We start from the raw sequence: 18,112 nt of genomic DNA, 5'->3' as shown, positions 1-18,112 counted from the left end.
CTCCGCCTGCTGCGGGCGAAGAAACCCGAGACAGCCCATTTGCGCGCTGCCCTGGCCCTCCAGGAGCAGCCCCAGGCGGACGAGAGCCCCAGGCCCGCATCAGTCGCGCAGCGCCTGCTCGGCGTACGCCCGGCCGTTCAGAAGCCCGTCAACAGGTAGAAGTCGTCCTGGCCTGTCAGGCCGTAGACCAGCTTCTTGCCGTCCTGGGAGACATCCAGTTCCCTGGGCGCGCCGCCTTCGAGCACGAGGTTTCGCTGCGGCGTCACGCCGGAGGGGTCGACGAAGGTGAACCCATCCTTCGTCACCACCACGAGTCGTCCATCGGGCATCCAGGCCATGGGCTGATGATTGTGGATGGCTCTCATCACCGGCAGGTCTTCCCCTGTGCTGATCGTGAGCACTCGGACTTCGAAGGGGCCTGGCGCCACGCGGACCAGATACGCCACACGCTGGCCGTCCGGCGAGAGGACCGGCGAGAAGCCGTCCTCCCTGAGCGTCCGCACTTCCCGGGTCGTCCAGTCGAAGAGGTTCAGCCCGCGGCGCTCGCCGCTGGAGGACGTGCCCGCCATGCCAAAGACAATCCACTGATTGTCGGGCGACACGTCCATGCGGCCGTCGGAAGGGAAGCCGATGTCCTCGGCCTCGAGCACCTCTGGGAGTCCATCCACCGGGCGGCTGTGAAGACTGCCCCACCGGGGATAGATGAAGCGGGTTCCGTCCGCGCTCCAGATGGCGGCATGGGGAACGTGCGCTTCCTGGAGGTCCGTGCCGTCCACGTTCACACGCTGAACGTTGTTCACGCCGGTATCGCCGATCGGGGCAAAGCTCGAGAAGAGGATGCGGGAGCCATCTGGAGAGAACCGGGGCGAGCTCCAGGACTCACCTGCCGTGGCCGCGAGGACGGTACGCACGGGCTCGGGCTCATCACCACAAGCCGCGAGCAGGAAGGCCATGGGAAGCATGGCGAGGACTCGGGGAAGGCGCAGCGACGTCAACCAGGACCTCACGAGCTCGAAAGTGGAGAGGGCCATCTTGGCTTCGAGGCGGTGGCGCTGTGTACAGCGCTCGTCGGCGCGCATCGTCACGAACCGGCGCTCCCAGCGGCTCAGGTCCTCGGGAGAGGAGCCCAGGCTGCAGTGGTTCTTCGATGAACAGCCAGCGCATCCAACACCCCAAACCTGAGGGCCCCAGGCGGAATGGGGGCCCTGTTTGAGGGGGGCTGGTGCAAAGGGGGTGAAAAGGGTCGGCGCAGCAGTCCCGCCCAATCCCATCGCGGCGTGCGGACTCCACCGTCGCAGCCAGGGTCGGGCTCTGCTCCTCCAGCCCAGGCTCCGCCCCCGCTTGAGGGAGCTCCTTCCCGGCCGGACGCGCTGCAAGGCGGCTCAGGTCCGCCGCCAGGCCGGCGAGAGATGCCTTCAGCGCTCTGCGGAGCGCATCCCGGAGGACTTCTTCCAACGGCAGCGGGCCCAACGCGGGGCCACCGGAAACGCGGGGACGCGTGCTTCGGGGGGGACGGAGTGGCACGACGGCGACGGGCTCTGGGCATGTGGGCTTCGCTGCTGGAGGTGTGGGCGCTCCAGGATGCGAGTTGACGCTTGGCACCCCCAGCCTGCTGAGCAGCCCACACCGAGCCATGGCTACCAGTTCATGTCAGTATCGCTGCCTCACCAAATGGCCTGTGAAGTTGTAGCTATAAAGATGCCGCTTCACGCCAGTGTCATTGAACGTGAAGGTCTGGATGTAATCCCCTTGCTCCAGCACGAGGGCAACGCTGTATGAGCCGGCGGCACGGTCTTGGTCGGCGGTGTAGCCGCTCCAGGCAAGTCCCTTGCTGACTCCGTTCTGCAGAATCTGGACATACACGTCTCTATTCGTTGCGCCGTAATTGGTTGCGTCCTTCACGAAGGACACGGCAAAGAAGTACAGCCCGGCACATGGCGCGACGAATGTGCCTCCGCCAGTCGGCCAATTTGCGCCTTCATTCGTGATGACATGGGGATACCCCAAGAGCGTGGCGCCACCCTCTGAGACATGATTTCCGCCGGATACGCTGAACGCAACGATTCCAGATTCCGGGCAGAGATATGGGTTGTAGGTCGCGAGGTAGGCGGGAAGTACGGGGTCCGCAGTCCTGTAGTCGTGGATGACCTGCCCACTCATGCGAGCGCCATCGACGGCAGCATCACTGCCCTCTGCCTGCGCGGCGCTTGCAATGAGCGATGATGCGATTCCAAATACCAATGTCTTCCATGGTCGCTGCATAATTGCCTTCCTGGTGGGTGTGCTGCTTCTGGTTTGGAAGTGGAATGCTGGGTTGCGCACTTCTGTCTTTCAAAAATGGGCGCGAACCGACGGCGGAATTCATTGTCATTCACGTGCTCTCGCGCCCGCTCCTCGTGAGCCCTAACAGCCGGTGGGCGCTCAGAGTCCGTAGGTGTGCGTGTTGGAAGCCGCGTAGTTCCGGCAGTCGCTCGGCCTCGCGCAGAGTGGCGAGCACTGGTTGTGTCGCTGGTGGCATGCGTGGGCTGCACTCTCGCCACCAGGCCCGTTCCGCGTCCAGGGCCACACCCGCCTCCGCCAGGAAGACTGTGGTCTCCACCGTGCTTCCTCCCGTGTGTCCTCGAGCGACGCACTGTGCGCGAGCCGCAGGGCGGTGTCACGGGGGCAGCGGGCGATAGTCCTGGAAGGCAGGCGCTGCGGAAAGGCGCGCCTGCTCCCAACGTTTGTTGTCAGCTAATGGCAGAGCCCATTCCAGCGCACGTATCCCTCGGTCCGCCCTATCGTTGTACGACCGGGCGCCCAGTACTCTCCTTCGGAGAGAATCGGGTTGCCCAGCACTTCGAAGTTGTTGCCGCTACCTCTATGAAGCGTTGTGTGAAGGTAGGAGCTCGTTGACGGGCCGTTGTAGACACCGAGCGCTGGCCAGCACAGCATATAGACGGCTGCCGCGCGCTTGATGTCGCCGTCCTCCGGTGTCGCCTCGGAAGGTGTCGGCGCGGTGGGACTCGCGTTGTCCTCGACAGGCACACCACATCCGGCTCCAAACAACAGGGCTGTTCCGACAGCACAGCGCAGTGCTCGCACCAGCGTCATTGGCGTCTCCTCATGGGGATTGATGACGGCCGCGGCTGCAGCACCACGAACAGGCCACGAAGTCGCACGATGCGAAACATCCAGGCCTCCTTCGAAGCCACCTCATCAGTCGCATCCCGTCGCGCCGCCCAAGGGCAGCACAAACGATATAGACCAGATCTCCGGTTAAATGCAAACGTCCCAAGAGAGTCCTTGAGAAGAGGTTGTCAGCCTCTTCTTGAGTCAAGGCATGCAAGTTCATGGCATGCGAAAAATCGCATATCATTGACTGGCCAACATCGCGCCCTACATTCATGACCCATGACTTCGGGATGGGGCCGCGCCCCCGGAACGCGCCTCGTGACTCGTACAAGGCATCAGTGAACCGGAGCGGTCGTTCGCGGTGAAGCGCTCCCTTTCCCAAGGAGGGAGCGTCCCCACCGCCAGCCACGGCGAGCTGCTTCGTCGCGGACTCCGGCGACGTGCCACCGTCCGTCTCGGGGAGGGGCCCGACGGGTCCCGGCGGCTCGCTCGGCTCGGTCTGGATAGGCTCGCGAACCTCGGGCGGAGCAGAAATGGCCGCAATTTCGCGCCTGGAGCGAAGACGCCGTGGAACCTTGTGCGCTTCCACAGCCCGGCCCGAAGGCCAGTCCGAGTAGGGTGATGTAGCTCAGCCCCGCGGCAGAGAGCGCGGGCTGGTCGATGAAGCCCTCCGACTGTCCCGTGGCGATGTCGAAGCGCAGCACCTGGCTGGGGAGACCGGAGAAGGTGGGCTGTCCCCGCTCGACACGTACAGGTCGCCGCTGGGACCGAAGACGAGTGCGACGAGCCCTGCCGGGCCATCGTCCGCGACGAAGTCCTCGAGGAAATCGCCCGTCTCCGCGTCGACGCGCACCACGTTGTCCGCGCGCGTGTTTCCGATGCGCAGGACGCCACGCCCGGCGGGGGGCTCTGGCGGGTCATCGCTATAGTCCACGGTGAAGGCAAGGACGCAGCAGGCCAGCGCGAAGAGGTTGGAACGCGAAGGAGGGAGACAAGGGGACGTGGACGGACGGCGATTCTTGCCGTGCACGATAGGGGAGGCGATAGCCTCACGCCCATGCACTACCAGCCCAGCCGGGTTCCACTCCGCGACGGACGCTCCTGTGTCATCCGCCAGGCCACGAGCGAGGACGCGGCGGCGCTATACGCGCTGGATCGAGCCATCGTCCGGGCCCGGCAGGGCATCGTGAAGCACGAGGACGAGCTGCCGCCGGACGCGGCCACGTTCGCCGCGGGACGCGAGAGCGCGGGGCTCCACAAGACGGACGGCACGGCGTTCCCCCTCCTCGTGGAAGCGGAGGACGGCGGCGTATTGGGTGAGGCGTCCGTGCTGCGCATCGGCTACCGGATGCTGCGCCACGTGGGTGTGCTGGGCATCGGCGTCCACCCGGCGGCCCAGGGACTGGGCGTGGGCCGCCTGTTGATGCAGCACCTGCTCCAGTGGGTGCGGTCGCACCGGGATGCGGATGGCCAGCGAGTGCTTCGAGTGGAACTCTACGTCCGCGCCGACAATCCCCGCGCCATCGCCCTCTATCGCTCGCTGGGCTTCGAGCACGAGGGAACGCGCAGGGCGTTCCTCCGGGCCGACGACGGCGCGCTCGTGGATGACCTGCTCATGGGGCTCCTGCTCACGTAGGTGCAACATGGCTACGGGAAATTCACAGGGTCATGGATGTCCCGGGCGGGTGTGGCGCCGCGGGTCGAGGAGGGGGCGCTTCCCCACACCGAGCTCCGCGAGGGAATGTGCTCTCATTCAGGCCCCCCTTTTGAAAGGAGTGTCACCATGAAGAGCACCCTGAGTGGCTTCGTCGTGCTGGCTGCGGGCTTCCTGATGGCGTGTGGCGCGGAGCCCCAGCCGCCCGCGGAGCAGTCCGCCCCGCCGACCGTCTCGGAAGGAGCGCCCACGGAGGGCACCGCTGGCGAGGTGTCCGCCCAGGCCTGTGTGCAGCTCTACCGCCCCCGGTACAGCTCCTGGCACAACTCGCTCCCCTACACCGAGGAGGGGTGGGTGCTCTCCTGCTACACGAACGACGACTGCACCACGGATTGCTGGGGCCCGGGCGGGGACGGGCCGTACGCCTCGCACTCCGACTTCTTCTACTGCACTTACTGCCCCTGACGGGCGGCGGGGCCGAGCGCTTCCACGGCGCTCGGCGGTGGAAACCCTGAGTGGAGCCGCATCACCCGAACGAGCCGGCGTGCACGGCCTGCACCGCGGTCTCCGCTCGCGCACGGCCAGCTGAGCCCCGCTGTCAGTGCAGGCACTCGCCGCAGGAGCCGGACAGCCTGGTATTGGCGACAAAGGAATCGTAGTCCGCCTTCGAGGTGACAACTGCTGAGCCGAAGTCGGCGTAGACCGCCCAGGTGGAGGGAGTGGCCGCGGCGTCCTTGAATGTTCCGCGATAGTAGTCCACCCCATTGTTCTTCTTGATGAAGCTCCACCCGTAATTGCTATTCCATGGACGGCAGCTCGCATGGGTAGCCATGTAGCCCTCCGAGGGAGGACCTCCACGCCCCTTCCACAGGTAGCACGCATTTGCGGGCGTCTGAGTCGAGGGAGCCTGAGCGGGTGGTGTCTGCGCTCCAGCGCCAGTCATCAGCAGACAGCTGCCCAGTGAGAAGAGAGTCACGAACTTGCGCATGGTTGTAGTTCATCTCCGGTAGGGGCCCGTGGTTGGTGGGCCTGAGTCCACACAGCAAGCCTCATGCCCAGGAGCGACGAGGCTCAGCGCGAGTCAACCCGCGCATGCCCGAGGTCCGCTCCACTCTCGTTGACGTGTCAGTTGACGCGAATGACGCGTCAGCAGACGTGCTGGTGCCGGCATGTGTTCCCTGGATTGGGTCCAAATCGGGTCCGCCAGGCGCCCCTCTCGGCTGCAGCTGGCTCGCGGGCTTGACTCGACCGCCGGCGCCCGCCGTGCCACCCTTTCGTCGCCTTCCCCCTTTATCGTCTGCCGAGGTGTTCTCACATGCCGAAACCGATGACGCTTTCCCAGGTGATGAAGCAACTCGAGAGCCATGGCGACGAGAAGGTGCGCCAGCGCTACGTGCGCGACGGTGCGGGCGACAACGTCTTCGGCGTGCTGCTCGGCAAGCTCCGTGGCCTCGCAGAGGCGCTTGGGACGAACCACGGGCTCGGCCTGGAACTGTGGGCGACCGGCAACCACGAGGCGCGCATCCTCGCGTGCATGCTGCTCGAGCCCGCGGCGCTCACCGAGAAGGAGGCGCGCGGACTCCTCGAGCCGCTCTCGACCCCGACCCTGGTCGACGAGCTCGTCGGACGCGTGCTCGTGCATGCGCCCATCGCCCAGGCGCTGCAGGTGCGGTGGATGGACGGCCGCGCGGAGCTCCCTCGCCGCGCCGGATGGAAGCTCCTCGCCGGGCGCATCGCGCGCGGGCTCGCGACGGAGCTCGACGTTGGCGCGACGCTCGCGCGCATCGAGAGTGAGCTGCCGGACGCACCGTACCGGGTGAAGGAGGGCATCAACTTCTGCCTGGTCTGGATTGGCCTCCACCTGCCCGAGTACACCGCGGAGGTCATCGCCATCGGCGAGCGCCTCGGCCGGTGGGACCCGAGACCGATTCCGAAGGGCTGCACGTCGAGCTACGCGCCGGAGTGGATTGCCGCGGCGCTCGCGCTGCGGAAAGGCGAGAAGACCGCGGCCCGAAAGGCGATGGAGGCGGCGGCACCCTCGAAGGCGAAGGCCGCTCCGGCCAGGAACAAGAGCGCCGCAAAGAAGCCATCCGCTGGGAGGCGTGCGCGCTGACGTCGGCCATGTCGGAGCAACGTCCGGCACCTGGGCAGTCCGGTCCCGAACCTGACGTTTCGAAGAGCGTGTGCCGTTTCGGGTTTAGGGCACCCCCTCGTCCACGGGTTCAAATCCTGTCTCCCCGACCACCTACTTGTCCTCCTCAAGCCAGAAAAACCGGCGCATCCGCCCTCAGGTGCCCGGACGAGAGTAGGACGGCTGAATGGGGCCGCCGCGAAGTTGGGAGCGGTAGATAATCTCCCCGGCGTGCTTGTAGATCTCCTCCGGGGTGGCCCGCTGGTTCCCCTTCATGCCCATGCGTCCTCCGCTGCTGGGGTAGCCTCCCGCCCGCCCCGGCGGTCCGGGGCCTCGGAGGCACGGATGGCAGCACGCAAGGTGACGGCGAAGAAGACACCCACGAAGAAGACCCCTGTGAAGACGAGCACCGCCAGGAAGACGCCCGCGAAGAGCGCGGCTGCGAAGAAGACCCCGGCGAAGAGCGCGGCTGCGAAGAAGGCGCCGGCGAAGGGCGCGGCCGCGAAGAAGGCCCCTGTCCGCCCGTACCTGCGCCGCGAGGACCTCGGCGCCCCGGCGGACGCCTTCTTCGCGCAGCAGCCCCCGGAGCGGCGCGAGCACCTCGAGGCCCTGCGTGCCCTGGTGAAGAAGGCCGCCCCCGGCGCTCGCGAGTCCATGAAGTGGGGCATGCCCTATTTCGAGCTGAAGGGCGGCTTCTGTGCGCTCTACACCTCGACGACCTACGCCGCCCTCAGCATCATGGCGCCCCCGGAGAAGCTCGACGACCCGGAAGGAAAGCTCGAGGGCACCGGGAAGACCATGCGCCACCTCAAGGTGCGCAGCGCCGCGGACATTGACGAGGCGAGCATCCTGCGCTGGGTGAAGGCCGCGGTGGCGCACCACTCCTGAAGGAGGCACGCCCCGAAGTGGCCTACCGACGCGAGCCCGGGGGCTACACCAGTGGCTCAGTGAGCTCCTGGCTTCGTCTCCAAAATGTCTCCAAGGGGCCCGGGCTCGCGCTAGGCCGGCGCCGTCTCGCGCTGGCCCGAGGCGTCGTCACGGCGCATGGGCTGGGCTTTTCCATACGTCAGAGACCGCCACACCCACTCCGCGGGGCCGAAGCGGAACTTCGACAGCCACAGGTGGCTCCACACCACTTGGACGGAGAAGACGGTCAGGCAATACGCCACGCACGCCAGGGGGCCCAGCTTCGTGATGTAGCCCAGTCCGTAGCCGTAGAAGAACAGCACGCTGATGATGGACTGTGAGAGGTAGTTCGTCAGCGCCATGCGCCCCACGGGTGCGAGCAGGCCCAGCACCCGCTGCCAGGTGGCTCGCTGGAAGAGCAGGGCGATGGCGGACACGTAGACGGCCGCGAAGCCCAGCTCACCCAGGTGCCGCAGCGGCGCCATGACGAAGCCCACCCAGGTCGGCAACGTCTCCGGAGTGAAGACCTTTCGGAGGATGAGTTGTTGCACCACCAGGCCGGCGCCGCCGCCAATCACCCCGGCCACGAAGCCCCACCCGAGGAGCCGGCGGAACAACCGCAGGTGCTGTGGCACGTCATGGAAGATGCGGAGCCGTCCCGCCAGCAGGCCCAGCAGGAACCGGCCAAACGTCGAGAGCGTGATGGCGATGAGCATGGGCAGGTAGTCGCCGAAGAGGAAATTGACGGTCGCCTTCGTTGCGTCCAGCCAACTCCCGTTCGTGTAGGCCGCCAGCGATTGTGCCCGGATGGCTGCGGACTTCTCGCTGGCCGCCTTGGCGATGGCCGCGGCGGCCTCTGGCGTGTCCGCCATCAGCTGTGGGTACTTGTTGATGAAAACACCGACGATGGACCACCCCAGGACGAACAGCACGGCGCAGATGAGCAGCGTGCGGTTCGACCGCCCCCGGAACAGGAGCAGGCCGAATCCCAGCACCGCGTAGGTGCTGAGGATGTCGCCGTACCAGATGAGGAACATGTGGGCGAGACCCATCACCAGCATCACCCCCAGTCGTCGGACGTAGACCGGGGTGATGGCGGCGCCTCGCGCCTCGGCGCGGCCCATCTGCACCGCGAAGCCGAGGCCGAAGAGGAACGAGAAGATGGTGATGAACTTCCCCGCCACCAGCACCGAGAACGCCTGCCAGGTGATGGTGTCGACGAGCGACGCATTGTTCATCGCCGCCAGGACCTGCTCTCGCGGCAGGAACACCCTGCCGCTGAACCACACCATGACATTGGAGATGAACACGCCGCACAGGGCGAAGCCACGCAGCGTGTCGAGGAGTATCAGTCGCTCGCTGGACTCCACGGGACGGGCCTCGGTGCTGGGGGCCTCGCTTGCGGAAGGGGCAGGGGTCATGTCCGGAGAAGAGTCGGGCAACGTGAGACCGGTGGCCTGTATTCCCCAGGTTCTCCAGGTGTGGGCGTCACGTGAGCGGCGCTGCTCGCGTCCCGGACCCGGACGCCATTCCACACCGTGCAGCGTCACCAGCTCGTCGACGGTGCGCGGCACAGCGCCGCTGAAGTGTTCCAGCAGCGCGCGGCTCATGGCCTGAACGGATTGGGTCTTCTGCTTGTAGAAGCCGGTGGGCTAGAGGTCCTCCTCCAGCTCGGCGGTGTCCGCGTCGGCAAGGGCTGGGGGCCCGCGTACTTCGCTCCAGCCCCTGCCTGTCGTTGGCATGGAGGTGCGTATTGGCATGCAGGGAGAAGCCTTCCAGCAAGGCGCACCGGGGCTGCTTTCGGGGAGGGGACCGGACGTCCACCTCCGTCCAGCGCAGCAGTTGCCACCTTGCGTGGGCGGCGGCAACGCCTCGAAGCGCACGTCGCCCTCCCGCGGCACGAAGACGCCATCCGGCACCAGCGAGTGGAAGTGCAGCGTGACCTGCAACGCCGAGCCGAAGAATTGGATGAACGACACGGCCCCGACCTGCCCACCCCGCAGACCCTGCCGCCGTGCCCTCCGCCGCTGTAGGGCGAACAGCGCCCGCAGGAAGAGGGTGAGGACGTCCGAGAGCAGCCCCACGTCCTTGAGCAGCACCCACCGCGCCCGGTGCATGGACCGCAGGGAGGGCAGAGGTGCTGGTGCCCGTCCCTCGCCTGAACCTGCGACTGTTGGCACGAAGACTGCTCAGGGCACCACGAAGTCTGCGGTCGCATCTCGCGCCGCAGCTCCTGAAGCTGGAGGTTTCGTGATGAAGAAGCTCGTCGTGGCGCTGACCCTCGCTGTCACCCCTGCTTTCGCGGGTCAGGCCAGTCCTGCCGCCGCGGAGTCCAAGCCCGCTCCTGCGGAGGCCAGTGCCGGCTCCCAGATGATGAAGGCTTCGGAAGCGGCGCAGGGAGATGAAGCGGTGATGGGGGAGAAGGGCGGAAAGGGAACAGAGGGGAAGGGGAAGGGGAAGGGCAAGGGAAAGGGGAAGGGCAAGGGCGGGAAGGAAGCGGCGGAATAGCGACGCGCGTCGAGCCACGGTGCTCGGCTGCCAGGGCCCGTTGTGCTGGCTGACACGTCAGTGACGTGTCAGCGCGCCACAGGTTCCGAGGGGATGCCCGGTGGCCACCCGTGCTCAGGGGGGCTCAGGTTCATGAGTCGTGGGTCCCCTTTCTCAAGGTGGTTGTCGCGTGAGGAGGGGCAGGGCAACTACCCGCAAGCCTTGAGCCACGTGGGACTGGTGAACGCGGCCGGGGCTGGCTCCCAGGCTCGCGAGCATCCCGGCGGAGGCAAGCGACGCGTCGCCTCCCGCCGGCTGAAGCCCCTTGCCTACCGTGCCCCCACGGCCCCCGCGGGAGCCGCGTGCACTTCCAGGAACCGGGCCGAGCGGGAGAGGAACTCGATCACGTTCTCCTTGCGCGCGAGCGAGTGCCCCTCGTTGTCCGACACCATGTACTCCACGGGCACCTTGCGCTCGCGCAGGGCGCGGACGATGAGGTCGGACTCGCTGCGGGGAACGCGCGGGTCATTGGCCCCTGCGTAGACGAAGAGCGGGTCGACGATGCGGTCCACGTCCTTGAGCGGAGAGATGGACTCCAGGAAGGCGGCGTCCTTGTCGGGGTCGCCGAACTCCACGAGGAAGATTTCGCGGATGAAGCCGCTGGTGGTGGCCATGAACGTCTTCAGGTCCGCGACGCCGAACAGGTCCACGCCCGCGCGCCACAAGTCGGGCATGCGGGTGAGGCCCACCAGCACGGTGTAGCCGCCATAGCTGCCGCCGTAGATGATGACGCGCTCCGGGTCTGCCCAGGGCTGGCTCGCCGCCCAGCGGCCGGTGGCCTCGATGTCCTTGAACGCCTCCAGGCGCGCGGGCCCGTTGTCTCCCTCCTCGAACGCGCGGCCGAAGCCGCCGGAGCCGCGCACGTTGGGCTCCACCCACGCGTAACCCTGCGACAGGAAGAACGCGGTGGCCGGAGACCAGCGGATCTGCGAGCTGCCGGAAGGTCCACCGTGGTAGCTGACGATGACGGGCAGCTTCCCGGTGCGCTTCTTCGGCAGGTACACGTTGACGGGCAGGTCCAGCCCGTCATGCGCGCGCACGGAGGTGATGCTCGAGTCGATGGCGGGCACCGCTTGCAGGGTTGGGCGCGGCTCGCGGCGCAGGGGCGACACCTTGCCCGTCTTCGTGTCCACCGCCCACACGTCGCCGGGCGTGGTGGGCGTGGACCAGGAGGCGGTGAGGCGCCGGCCGTCCTCGGAGAACTTCCCCAGGGAGCCCTGGCCCAGCGGCATGGCGATGCGGGCGCGGGGCTTCAGCGTGCGGCCATCCAGCAGCCGCAACTCGCTGCGGTTGCCCGCGGCGAGCGACAGGCCGACGAGGCCCCCCACCTTGGACACCTCGACACCCTGGATGATGGCGGTGGTGGGGGACGTCTCGACGTAGCGCGCCTTCTCCTCGCCGCTCTCCGCGTCGAGCGCGAGCAGCCACGCCTGCTCACCGCCTCCGTCGGTGGCCACGTACACCGTCTTCCCGTCCGGGGAGAAGCGGGCCTCGAAGACGGACACCTTGCCCTCGCGGGGGTAGAGCGGCCGGGTCTGGCCGGTCGCCAGGTCCACGCGCACCAGGTAGTTCTCGGAGCGGGACGGGTAGCGCACGTAGAGGCCGTGCTTGCCGTCGCGGCTCACGTCGGTGAGGAAGCCCGGCAGGTCATCCTGGAAGACGACGCGGGACTCGCCACCAGAAACAGGTACGGCATGGACGGTGGACTGCGCCGCGCTCATCGGGCGAGCGCTGAAGTAGACGGTGTCCGGGGCCAGGTCGGGCAGGAGCGCGTTGTCGCGGTTGAGCTTCTCGCCCGCGGTGAGCTCCACGGGCACCGAGCCGTCCAGTCCCACCTTCCAGATGGACCAGTTCTCATCGGCGCCGGTGTCGGAGAGGAACAGCAGCGAGCGGCCATCCGGAGTCGTGGACACCTGCGACACGCGCTCCTTCCACTCGAAGAGGCGCTTCGCGGGAGCATCGGGGCGCTTGGCGTCGGCCAGGTAGACCTGCGGCAGGCCGTCGCGGTTGGAGATGAAGATGGCGCGCTGGCCGTCGCGGGTGAGCTGCGGCTCCAGGTTGATGAACGCGTCCACCAGCGGCGCCGCCTTCTTGGACAGGTCGGCGATGCGCGCCGCGTCCTGGCCTTCGGGGGAGTCGGGGGCCACCTTCTCCGGCCTGGCCTCGGCGCCCGAGGTAGCGGCAGCCTCGGCGGTGGCGGTCCCCGTGCTGCCCTGGGCGGGAGCCGGTTGGGCCGAGGCAGCGGCCGTGGCAGTGGAGTCGGGAGCGGTGGGAGCCGCCTCCGGCTGTGGCTGCGGCGAGCTCGCGCAGGCACACACCAGGGTGACGAGGGCGAACAGGAAGGAGCGCATGGCGCGGCAAGCTACAGCGCTGCCCACGCCCACTCCATTCCGCGCGCGCCGGGACACCGGCCGTCTGTCCTTCCCCGCACACGTCCGTCAGTCCAGGTAGCCCCAGCGGTCTTCCTCGAAGACGTAGAAGGGGCGGCCGAAGGGAATCAGCTCCGTCCACCCCAGCACGTGGCGGGTTGCACCTGCATCCGCGTCGTAGGTGAAACCGAAGTGCGGCCCGTCATACTTCGCGCGGGGCAGCTCGGGCAGGAAGGCGGGCACCAGCTCCTGGAGCGCGGAGGGGAGCCGGCCGTGCTGCGCCTGGAAGGCCCGGCAGGCGGCGATGAGCACGTCGGCGTTCTTCCGGGCCCGCTCGCTCCCCGCGCGGTTGGGCCGGAGGACGACAGCCAGTGTCAGCAGGCCTCCGACGACGTTGCCCGCGACTCGGAGCGGGGTGGCGAGGAGCCGGTGGAGGGCTCCCTTCTTCGGGGACATGCGTGCCTCCGGTGCGAGTCCTCATCTTCCCATGGCTGACTATCTTCGTAGAAGGGAGGAACCCATGCCGGACATCAAGGACCCCCGGCGCATGACGGAGCCGGAGGAGGAAGCGCTGGAGCGTCAGGGCGCCTACGAGGATGAGGAACCGGGCCACACGCCGGGCTGTGCCGAGGGCGACGACGAGGAGGCGCCGCACCGGACGCATCCCTGGCCGGACCCGGACAAGACACCGGGCAGCGCCGAGGGCTGAGCGAGGTCGCACGCTCCGAGGTGGGGCGTGCCACCTGCCTCAGCTCTCCCGGGGGCCGGAGCGCTCCGCGGCCATGTCGATGCCGGTGGCCACCTCGGGGATGATGCCCAGGCGGACGTAGATGGGGCGCACGCGCTCGCGCAGCGCGGGCAGCTTCCTCCGGAACCACGCGGCGCCCAGCAGGCACATGCCCCCGCCGATGGCGAGCGTCCCCGGCGCGCCGATGTGCGTGGCCATCACGCCGGCCAGCAGGCTGCCGAAGGGCGCGGTGCCCATGAAGGCCATGACGTAGAAGCTCATCAACCGCCCGCGCATCCGCTCCTCGACGATGGTCTGCAGGACGGTGTTGCTGGCCGCGGTCGTCACCATCATCCCGAAGCCGCAGAGCACCATGGTGACGAGCGACAGGGCCAGGTGCCGCGACGCGGCGAAGGCCACCAGCCCGACGCCGAAGAGCAGGGTGGTGGTGAAGATGACGCCGCCCAGCCCGCGCACGGAGCGGCGGGACGCCAGGAACAGCGCGCCCCCGAGCGCCCCCAGGCCCGACGCGGCCATCAGGAAGCCCAGCGTGTTGGGCCCGCCCTCGAGCACCTCCGAGGCCATCACCGGCATCAGCGTGGTGAGGGGCATGCCCATCAGGCTCACCACGGCGATGAGTCCCAGCAGCGCCCGCACGGGCGGGAAGTGGAAGGAGTACAGGAAGCCCTCCTTCAATTCGGTGAGGACGTGCTGGGGCTGGTGCTCCCTCACTCGCGGGGTGATGCGCATGACCAGCAGCGAGGCAATCACCGCGAGGTAGCTGACGCTGTCGATGAGAAAGCAGCCGCCCTCGCCCACCAGCGCGATGAGGGCCCCGGCGACGGACGGCCCCAGCAGCCGCGCCCCGTTGAACATGGACGAGTTGAGGGCGATGGCATTGGGCAGGTCCGCGCGGTCCTCCACCATCTCCACGACGAAGGACTGCCGCGCCGGCATGTCGAAGGCGTTGATGAGCCCCTGGAACACGCTGAGCGCGGCGACGTGCCACACGGCGATGTGGCCGGAGAGGGCGAGCACCGCCAGCGCGAGCGACTGGAGCATCGCCAGCACCTGCGTCACCACCAGCAGCCGGTGGCGGTTCCACCGGTCCACGAGGACGCCCGCGAAGGGGCCCAGGATGAAGGACGGAATCTGCCCGCAGAATCCGATGACGCCCAGCAGCAGCGCCGAGCCCGTGAGCCGGTACACCAGCCAGGCGGTGGCCACGCGGGTGAGCCACGTGCCGATGAGCGACACGCTCTGTCCGGCGAAGAAGAGCCGGTAGTTGCGGTGGCCCAGGGCCCGGAGCAGGAACCTCCACCCGCCGCGTGGGCGCTGCTCCCCGGAGCCCCGTGCCTGCATCCCGTGCCTGCTCCTTCTCCTGGCCCGGCGGGAGGTCCGCGGGGGCGTGCTCCTGGGAACCTAGGCCCGGAGGCGCCTCGGGTCGACGCCTGTCTGGGGGGCGGGCGGCCAGGCACCCGCCCTGTCGCGAGGGCCGCCTCCCGCCAGCTCGGCGGAAGCGTCGCGCCGCGCATCGTCCCGGGGAATGGCGCACCCGTTGCTCATCCAGCGCTCCCATGGGGCTTGAGGGAGGCGGCGTGTGAGAAGGAAGACAGCGGCGGTGGTGGGATGGGGCCTGGGTGTGGCGCTCGCGCTCCTGGCGGGGTGCGGGAGTCCCCAGGGTGAGGCGGGAAGTTCCACGGGGGGCTCCAGCGACCTGGACACCCGGCGGGTGGAGCTGACGAAGCAGACTGTGACGCTGGGTGCGCTCGCGGACACGCACGTGGTGGCGACGACGCCGGGGACGAGCTACGGCTCCTCTCCGACGCTGGAGGTGGACCTCTCTCCGGAGTCCCAGGCGTACTTCAAGTTCAGCGTGCCGGACCTGGAGGGGAGGGTGATGGCGGCGCGGCTGCGCCTGTACGCGCTGGACGGCTCCGCCGACGGGCCCACCGTGTATGACCCGCCGGGAGCCGGCGACTGGAACGAGGCGGACACCTGGAACACCCGCCCGGACTGCTGCGAGTACTGGGCCGTCGCGAGCGCGGGCGCCGTCGCGAGCGGCACGTGGCTGGAGCTGGACGTGACGAGCGTCTACTTCTACGAGGGCGGCGTCATCCGGCTCTACCTGGCGGCGGACAGCACGGACGGTGTCACGCTCGCGTCGAGCGAGCACCCCGACCCGGCGCTGCGCCCGCAGCTCGTCCTCACCGTGGAGTCCGCCGCGGACCACCCGTGGCCGGCCCCCGCGCCGCTGGTGTCCGCGAGCGCACCGGTGAGCTTCTCCCCATCGGCCGACACGTACGTCTCCGCGGACAACCCGGGCGCGTCCAGCGGGGGCGCCTCCACGTCGCTCATCGCGGACAGCTCGCCACAGCAGGAGGTGCACCTGCGCTTCTCGGTGCAGGGCCTGCCGGAGACGGTGCAGCGCGCGGTGCTGCGCCTGTACGCCAGCGCGGGCACGGAGGACGGGCCGGCGGTGTACGCGACGCAGGGCGGCTGGAGCGAGTCGTCCGCCACCTGGACCTCCCGCCCGGCGAAGGTGGGCGCGGCGCTGGACGACTCCCAGGTCATCGCCGCGGGTGCGTACGCGGACTACGACGTGACGGACCTGGTGCGCGGCAACGGCGAGTACACGCTCGGGCTGTACGGGACGTCGAGCGACGGGGTGACGTTCTCCTCGCGCGAGAGCATGGACTCCGCGCGCCGCCCCGCGCTCCTCGTCTGGACGGGGGCGCCCCGGGCCGCTCCCACGGATGCGTGCCTGACGCGCACGGATGTGTTCTCCCACTCGGTCTCCGCCTCGCATGACACGTACGCCACGGCGGACCCGGCGGACCGGACGTTCCAGCATGAGGCCTCGGTGCGGGTGGACGCGGAGCCTCGCGCGGAGGGCTTCCTGGACTTCGACGTGACGCTGGGCGCCGGGCAGGTGCGCCGCGTGCTGCTGCGCCTGTACGCGGTGGACGCGACGGGGAACGGGCCCCGGCTGTTCCGGGCGGCGCCGTTCGACGGGGCGACGACGGACTGGAACCACCGCCCGGCGGTGACGGGCAGCGCCCTGGGCGACCTGGGCGCCGTCGGCAGGGACCAGTGGGTGGAGTACGACGTGACGGGCGTGGTGACGGCCTCGGGCCGGTACTCCTTCGCGCTCCATCCGGACAGCACGGACGGCACGGCCTTCGTCTCCAGGGAGGCGGAGGAGAAGGGCCTCCTCTCCGGCGCGCCCCGGCTCGTCATCGTCTATGAGAGTGACGCCTTCTGCTCCTACCGGGGCACGAAGCCCTCGGGCACCACCGCGTGGGCGCGGCAGTCGGGTGGCTCGCTCGCGGAGCGCTCTGTCCACGTCGCTCCCGCGCCGGGCGGTGGGTTCGCCGCCCTGAGCACGGTGGAGCAGACGCCGGGCGCGCTGCCCTCGGCCGAGCAGACCGACGTCATCACCCTGCACCGCGCGGACGGCACCGTGGCGTGGACGCGCACCTTCACGCAGGCGGGCCTGAGTCTGGGCAAGGTGGTGGTGACGACGCTGGGCAACGTCCTGGTGGCGGGCAGCTACTCGGGCAGTCCGGACCTGGGGAAGGGCCCGCTCCCGCAGGGCACGGGCCTGGTGGTCATCAAGCTCACGCCGTCGGGCGCGGTGGATTGGACGCGCGGCTTCACCGCCTGGTTCGACACATACGAGGAGCGCCTCGACAACCCCATGGACGTGCTGGACCTCGCCACGGACGCGCACGGCAGCGCGGTGCTCGTGGGCACGTACTGGGGCTACACGGACTTCGGGGCGGGCCCGGTGTACTCGGGCAAGGCCTTTCCGTACGACGACGAGTACCCCAACTCCTTCGTCCTGAAGCTCCAGTGGGACGGCGCGCACCTCTGGTCGAAGGTGCTGAAGGCCAACAGCCTGCGCGGCACGCGGGTGGGCAGCGTCGTCGTGGACGGCGCGGAGAACGTCACCCTCGCCGGCTGGGCGGGCACGGGCACCGACTTCGGAGGCGGAGCCCTCACCGAGCGCGGCGCCTTCGTCGCGCGGTACACGGTGGACGGCGCCTACACCTGGTCCCGCGTCCTCCCGGTCCTCTGGAGCGACCTGACGGGCGTGGACGTGCTGCCGGACGGCCGCGTGGTCTTCGCGGGCCACTTCGGGGGGCGCTTCACGTTCGCCGGCCAGGACTACGCCAGCAGCGAGCCGGACGACTACGAGGGCGGCCCGCGCGACGGCTTCCTGGGGCTGCTCTCCAGCACGGGCGCGGACGTGTCACTGCGCCAGTTCCCACGGCATTACTTCCACGACTTCACCGTGGACGCGGCGGGCACCATCATCACCTCGCAGGAGGGCGGCGGCAGCGACTTCGGGCTGGGCCCGGTGGGCTGGGCGGCCAGTGACGAGTCACAGCCCACGCTGGCGGCCTTTGGCGGCGGCCTGGAGACTCGCTGGGTCCGCGTCTTCGACGCGCTGGAGGCTCCGCTGCGAATCACCGCGACGTCGGATGGCCTCGTGGCCTCGGTCCACTTCACCGGGCCGTTCGAGCTGGACGGCACCTGGTACACGCCGCTGTCCCGGCGCGGGGACCTGCTGCGCCTGAAGCTGCGGCCGTAGTCACCGGAAGCCAGGGGACCTCGCGCGGGGCCGGGCCACGGTGGCTCCGCGCGAAGGGCCGGGTGGC

The 18,112-nt window shown here is 68.9% G+C and carries 14 protein-coding genes and 2 pseudogenes; 7 read left to right on the top strand and 9 right to left on the bottom strand.

Annotated features, from left to right (window positions below):
• Positions 1-137: 137 nt before the first annotated feature.
• Both G4D85_RS45460 and G4D85_RS45455 read right to left on the bottom strand, forming a co-directional pair.
• Entirely contained in the window at positions 138-1,031 is an 894-nt protein-coding gene (locus tag G4D85_RS45460; RefSeq protein WP_205525998.1) for a TolB family protein, read from the bottom strand.
• 619 nt (positions 1,032-1,650) lie between these two features.
• Complete coding sequence (locus tag G4D85_RS45455; protein WP_164020827.1) at positions 1,651-2,262, bottom strand: C1q-like domain-containing protein; 612 nt, start codon at positions 2,260-2,262, stop codon at positions 1,651-1,653.
• 1,909 nt (positions 2,263-4,171) lie between these two features.
• Between G4D85_RS45455 and G4D85_RS45450 the strand changes: the two genes are divergently transcribed.
• Both G4D85_RS45450 and G4D85_RS45445 read left to right on the top strand, forming a co-directional pair.
• Entirely contained in the window at positions 4,172-4,750 is a 579-nt protein-coding gene (locus G4D85_RS45450; RefSeq protein WP_164020825.1) for a GNAT family N-acetyltransferase, read from the top strand.
• Between the two features lie 147 nt (positions 4,751-4,897).
• Positions 4,898-5,233, top strand: a complete 336-nt coding sequence (locus G4D85_RS45445; RefSeq protein ID WP_164020823.1) for a hypothetical protein — start codon at positions 4,898-4,900, stop codon at positions 5,231-5,233.
• Positions 5,234-5,366: 133 nt separating this feature from the next.
• Here the strand turns inward: G4D85_RS45445 and G4D85_RS45440 are convergent, their stop codons facing one another.
• On the bottom strand, positions 5,367-5,600 hold the full coding sequence (locus G4D85_RS45440; RefSeq protein WP_164020821.1) for a hypothetical protein: 234 nt from the start codon (positions 5,598-5,600) through the stop codon (positions 5,367-5,369).
• A 483-nt stretch (positions 5,601-6,083) separates the two neighbouring features.
• Here G4D85_RS45440 and G4D85_RS45435 point away from each other — a divergent pair, with 483 nt between their 5' ends.
• Complete coding sequence (locus tag G4D85_RS45435) at positions 6,084-6,881, top strand: DNA alkylation repair protein (protein WP_164020819.1); 798 nt, start codon at positions 6,084-6,086, stop codon at positions 6,879-6,881.
• A gap of 174 nt (positions 6,882-7,055) precedes the next feature.
• Here the strand turns inward: G4D85_RS45435 and G4D85_RS50115 are convergent.
• Positions 7,056-7,166: pseudogene (locus G4D85_RS50115) on the bottom strand (SitA6 family polymorphic toxin lipoprotein); the annotation flags it as partial.
• A 78-nt stretch (positions 7,167-7,244) separates the two neighbouring features.
• Here G4D85_RS50115 and G4D85_RS45430 point away from each other — a divergent pair.
• Positions 7,245-7,787 (top strand): DUF1801 domain-containing protein, encoded by a 543-nt coding sequence (locus G4D85_RS45430; protein ID WP_164020817.1) that lies wholly within the window; start codon positions 7,245-7,247, stop codon positions 7,785-7,787.
• 110 nt (positions 7,788-7,897) lie between these two features.
• Here the strand turns inward: G4D85_RS45430 and G4D85_RS45425 are convergent, their stop codons facing one another.
• Entirely contained in the window at positions 7,898-9,226 is a 1,329-nt protein-coding gene (locus tag G4D85_RS45425) for a DUF418 domain-containing protein (protein WP_164020815.1), read from the bottom strand.
• Between the two features lie 111 nt (positions 9,227-9,337).
• A pseudogene (locus G4D85_RS50110) lies at positions 9,338-9,511 on the bottom strand (endonuclease III domain-containing protein); the annotation flags it as partial.
• Positions 9,512-10,058: 547 nt separating this feature from the next.
• Between G4D85_RS50110 and G4D85_RS45415 the strand changes: the two are divergent.
• The gene (locus G4D85_RS45415) at positions 10,059-10,313 is read left to right on the top strand and encodes a hypothetical protein (RefSeq protein ID WP_164020811.1); all 255 of its coding nucleotides are present in this window, start codon (positions 10,059-10,061) and stop codon (positions 10,311-10,313) included.
• Between the two features lie 308 nt (positions 10,314-10,621).
• On the opposite strand, the gene G4D85_RS45410 is transcribed toward G4D85_RS45415, so the two are convergent.
• Both G4D85_RS45410 and G4D85_RS45405 read right to left on the bottom strand, forming a co-directional pair.
• Positions 10,622-12,703, bottom strand: coding sequence for a S9 family peptidase (locus tag G4D85_RS45410; protein ID WP_164020808.1), 2,082 nt, complete (start codon positions 12,701-12,703; stop codon positions 10,622-10,624).
• Between the two features lie 87 nt (positions 12,704-12,790).
• On the bottom strand, positions 12,791-13,177 hold the full coding sequence (locus tag G4D85_RS45405) for a hypothetical protein (protein ID WP_164020806.1): 387 nt from the start codon (positions 13,175-13,177) through the stop codon (positions 12,791-12,793).
• 64 nt (positions 13,178-13,241) lie between these two features.
• Here G4D85_RS45405 and G4D85_RS45400 point away from each other — a divergent pair, with 64 nt between their 5' ends.
• On the top strand, positions 13,242-13,430 hold the full coding sequence (locus tag G4D85_RS45400; protein ID WP_164020804.1) for a hypothetical protein: 189 nt from the start codon (positions 13,242-13,244) through the stop codon (positions 13,428-13,430).
• Positions 13,431-13,469: 39 nt separating this feature from the next.
• On the opposite strand, the gene G4D85_RS45395 is transcribed toward G4D85_RS45400, so the two are convergent.
• Entirely contained in the window at positions 13,470-14,810 is a 1,341-nt protein-coding gene (locus tag G4D85_RS45395; RefSeq protein WP_164020802.1) for an MFS transporter, read from the bottom strand.
• A 238-nt stretch (positions 14,811-15,048) separates the two neighbouring features.
• On the opposite strand from G4D85_RS45395, the gene G4D85_RS45390 reads away from it, so the two are divergent.
• Entirely contained in the window at positions 15,049-18,045 is a 2,997-nt protein-coding gene (locus G4D85_RS45390; protein WP_240359901.1) for a CBM96 family carbohydrate-binding protein, read from the top strand.
• The last annotated feature ends 67 nt before the right edge of the window (positions 18,046-18,112 follow it).

This window comes from Pyxidicoccus trucidator, assembly GCF_010894435.1.
Classification (GTDB): Bacteria; Myxococcota; Myxococcia; order Myxococcales; family Myxococcaceae; genus Myxococcus; species Myxococcus trucidator.
Note: the sequence above shows the minus strand (reverse complement) of the source record. Positions and strands in the feature narration are given on the sequence as shown.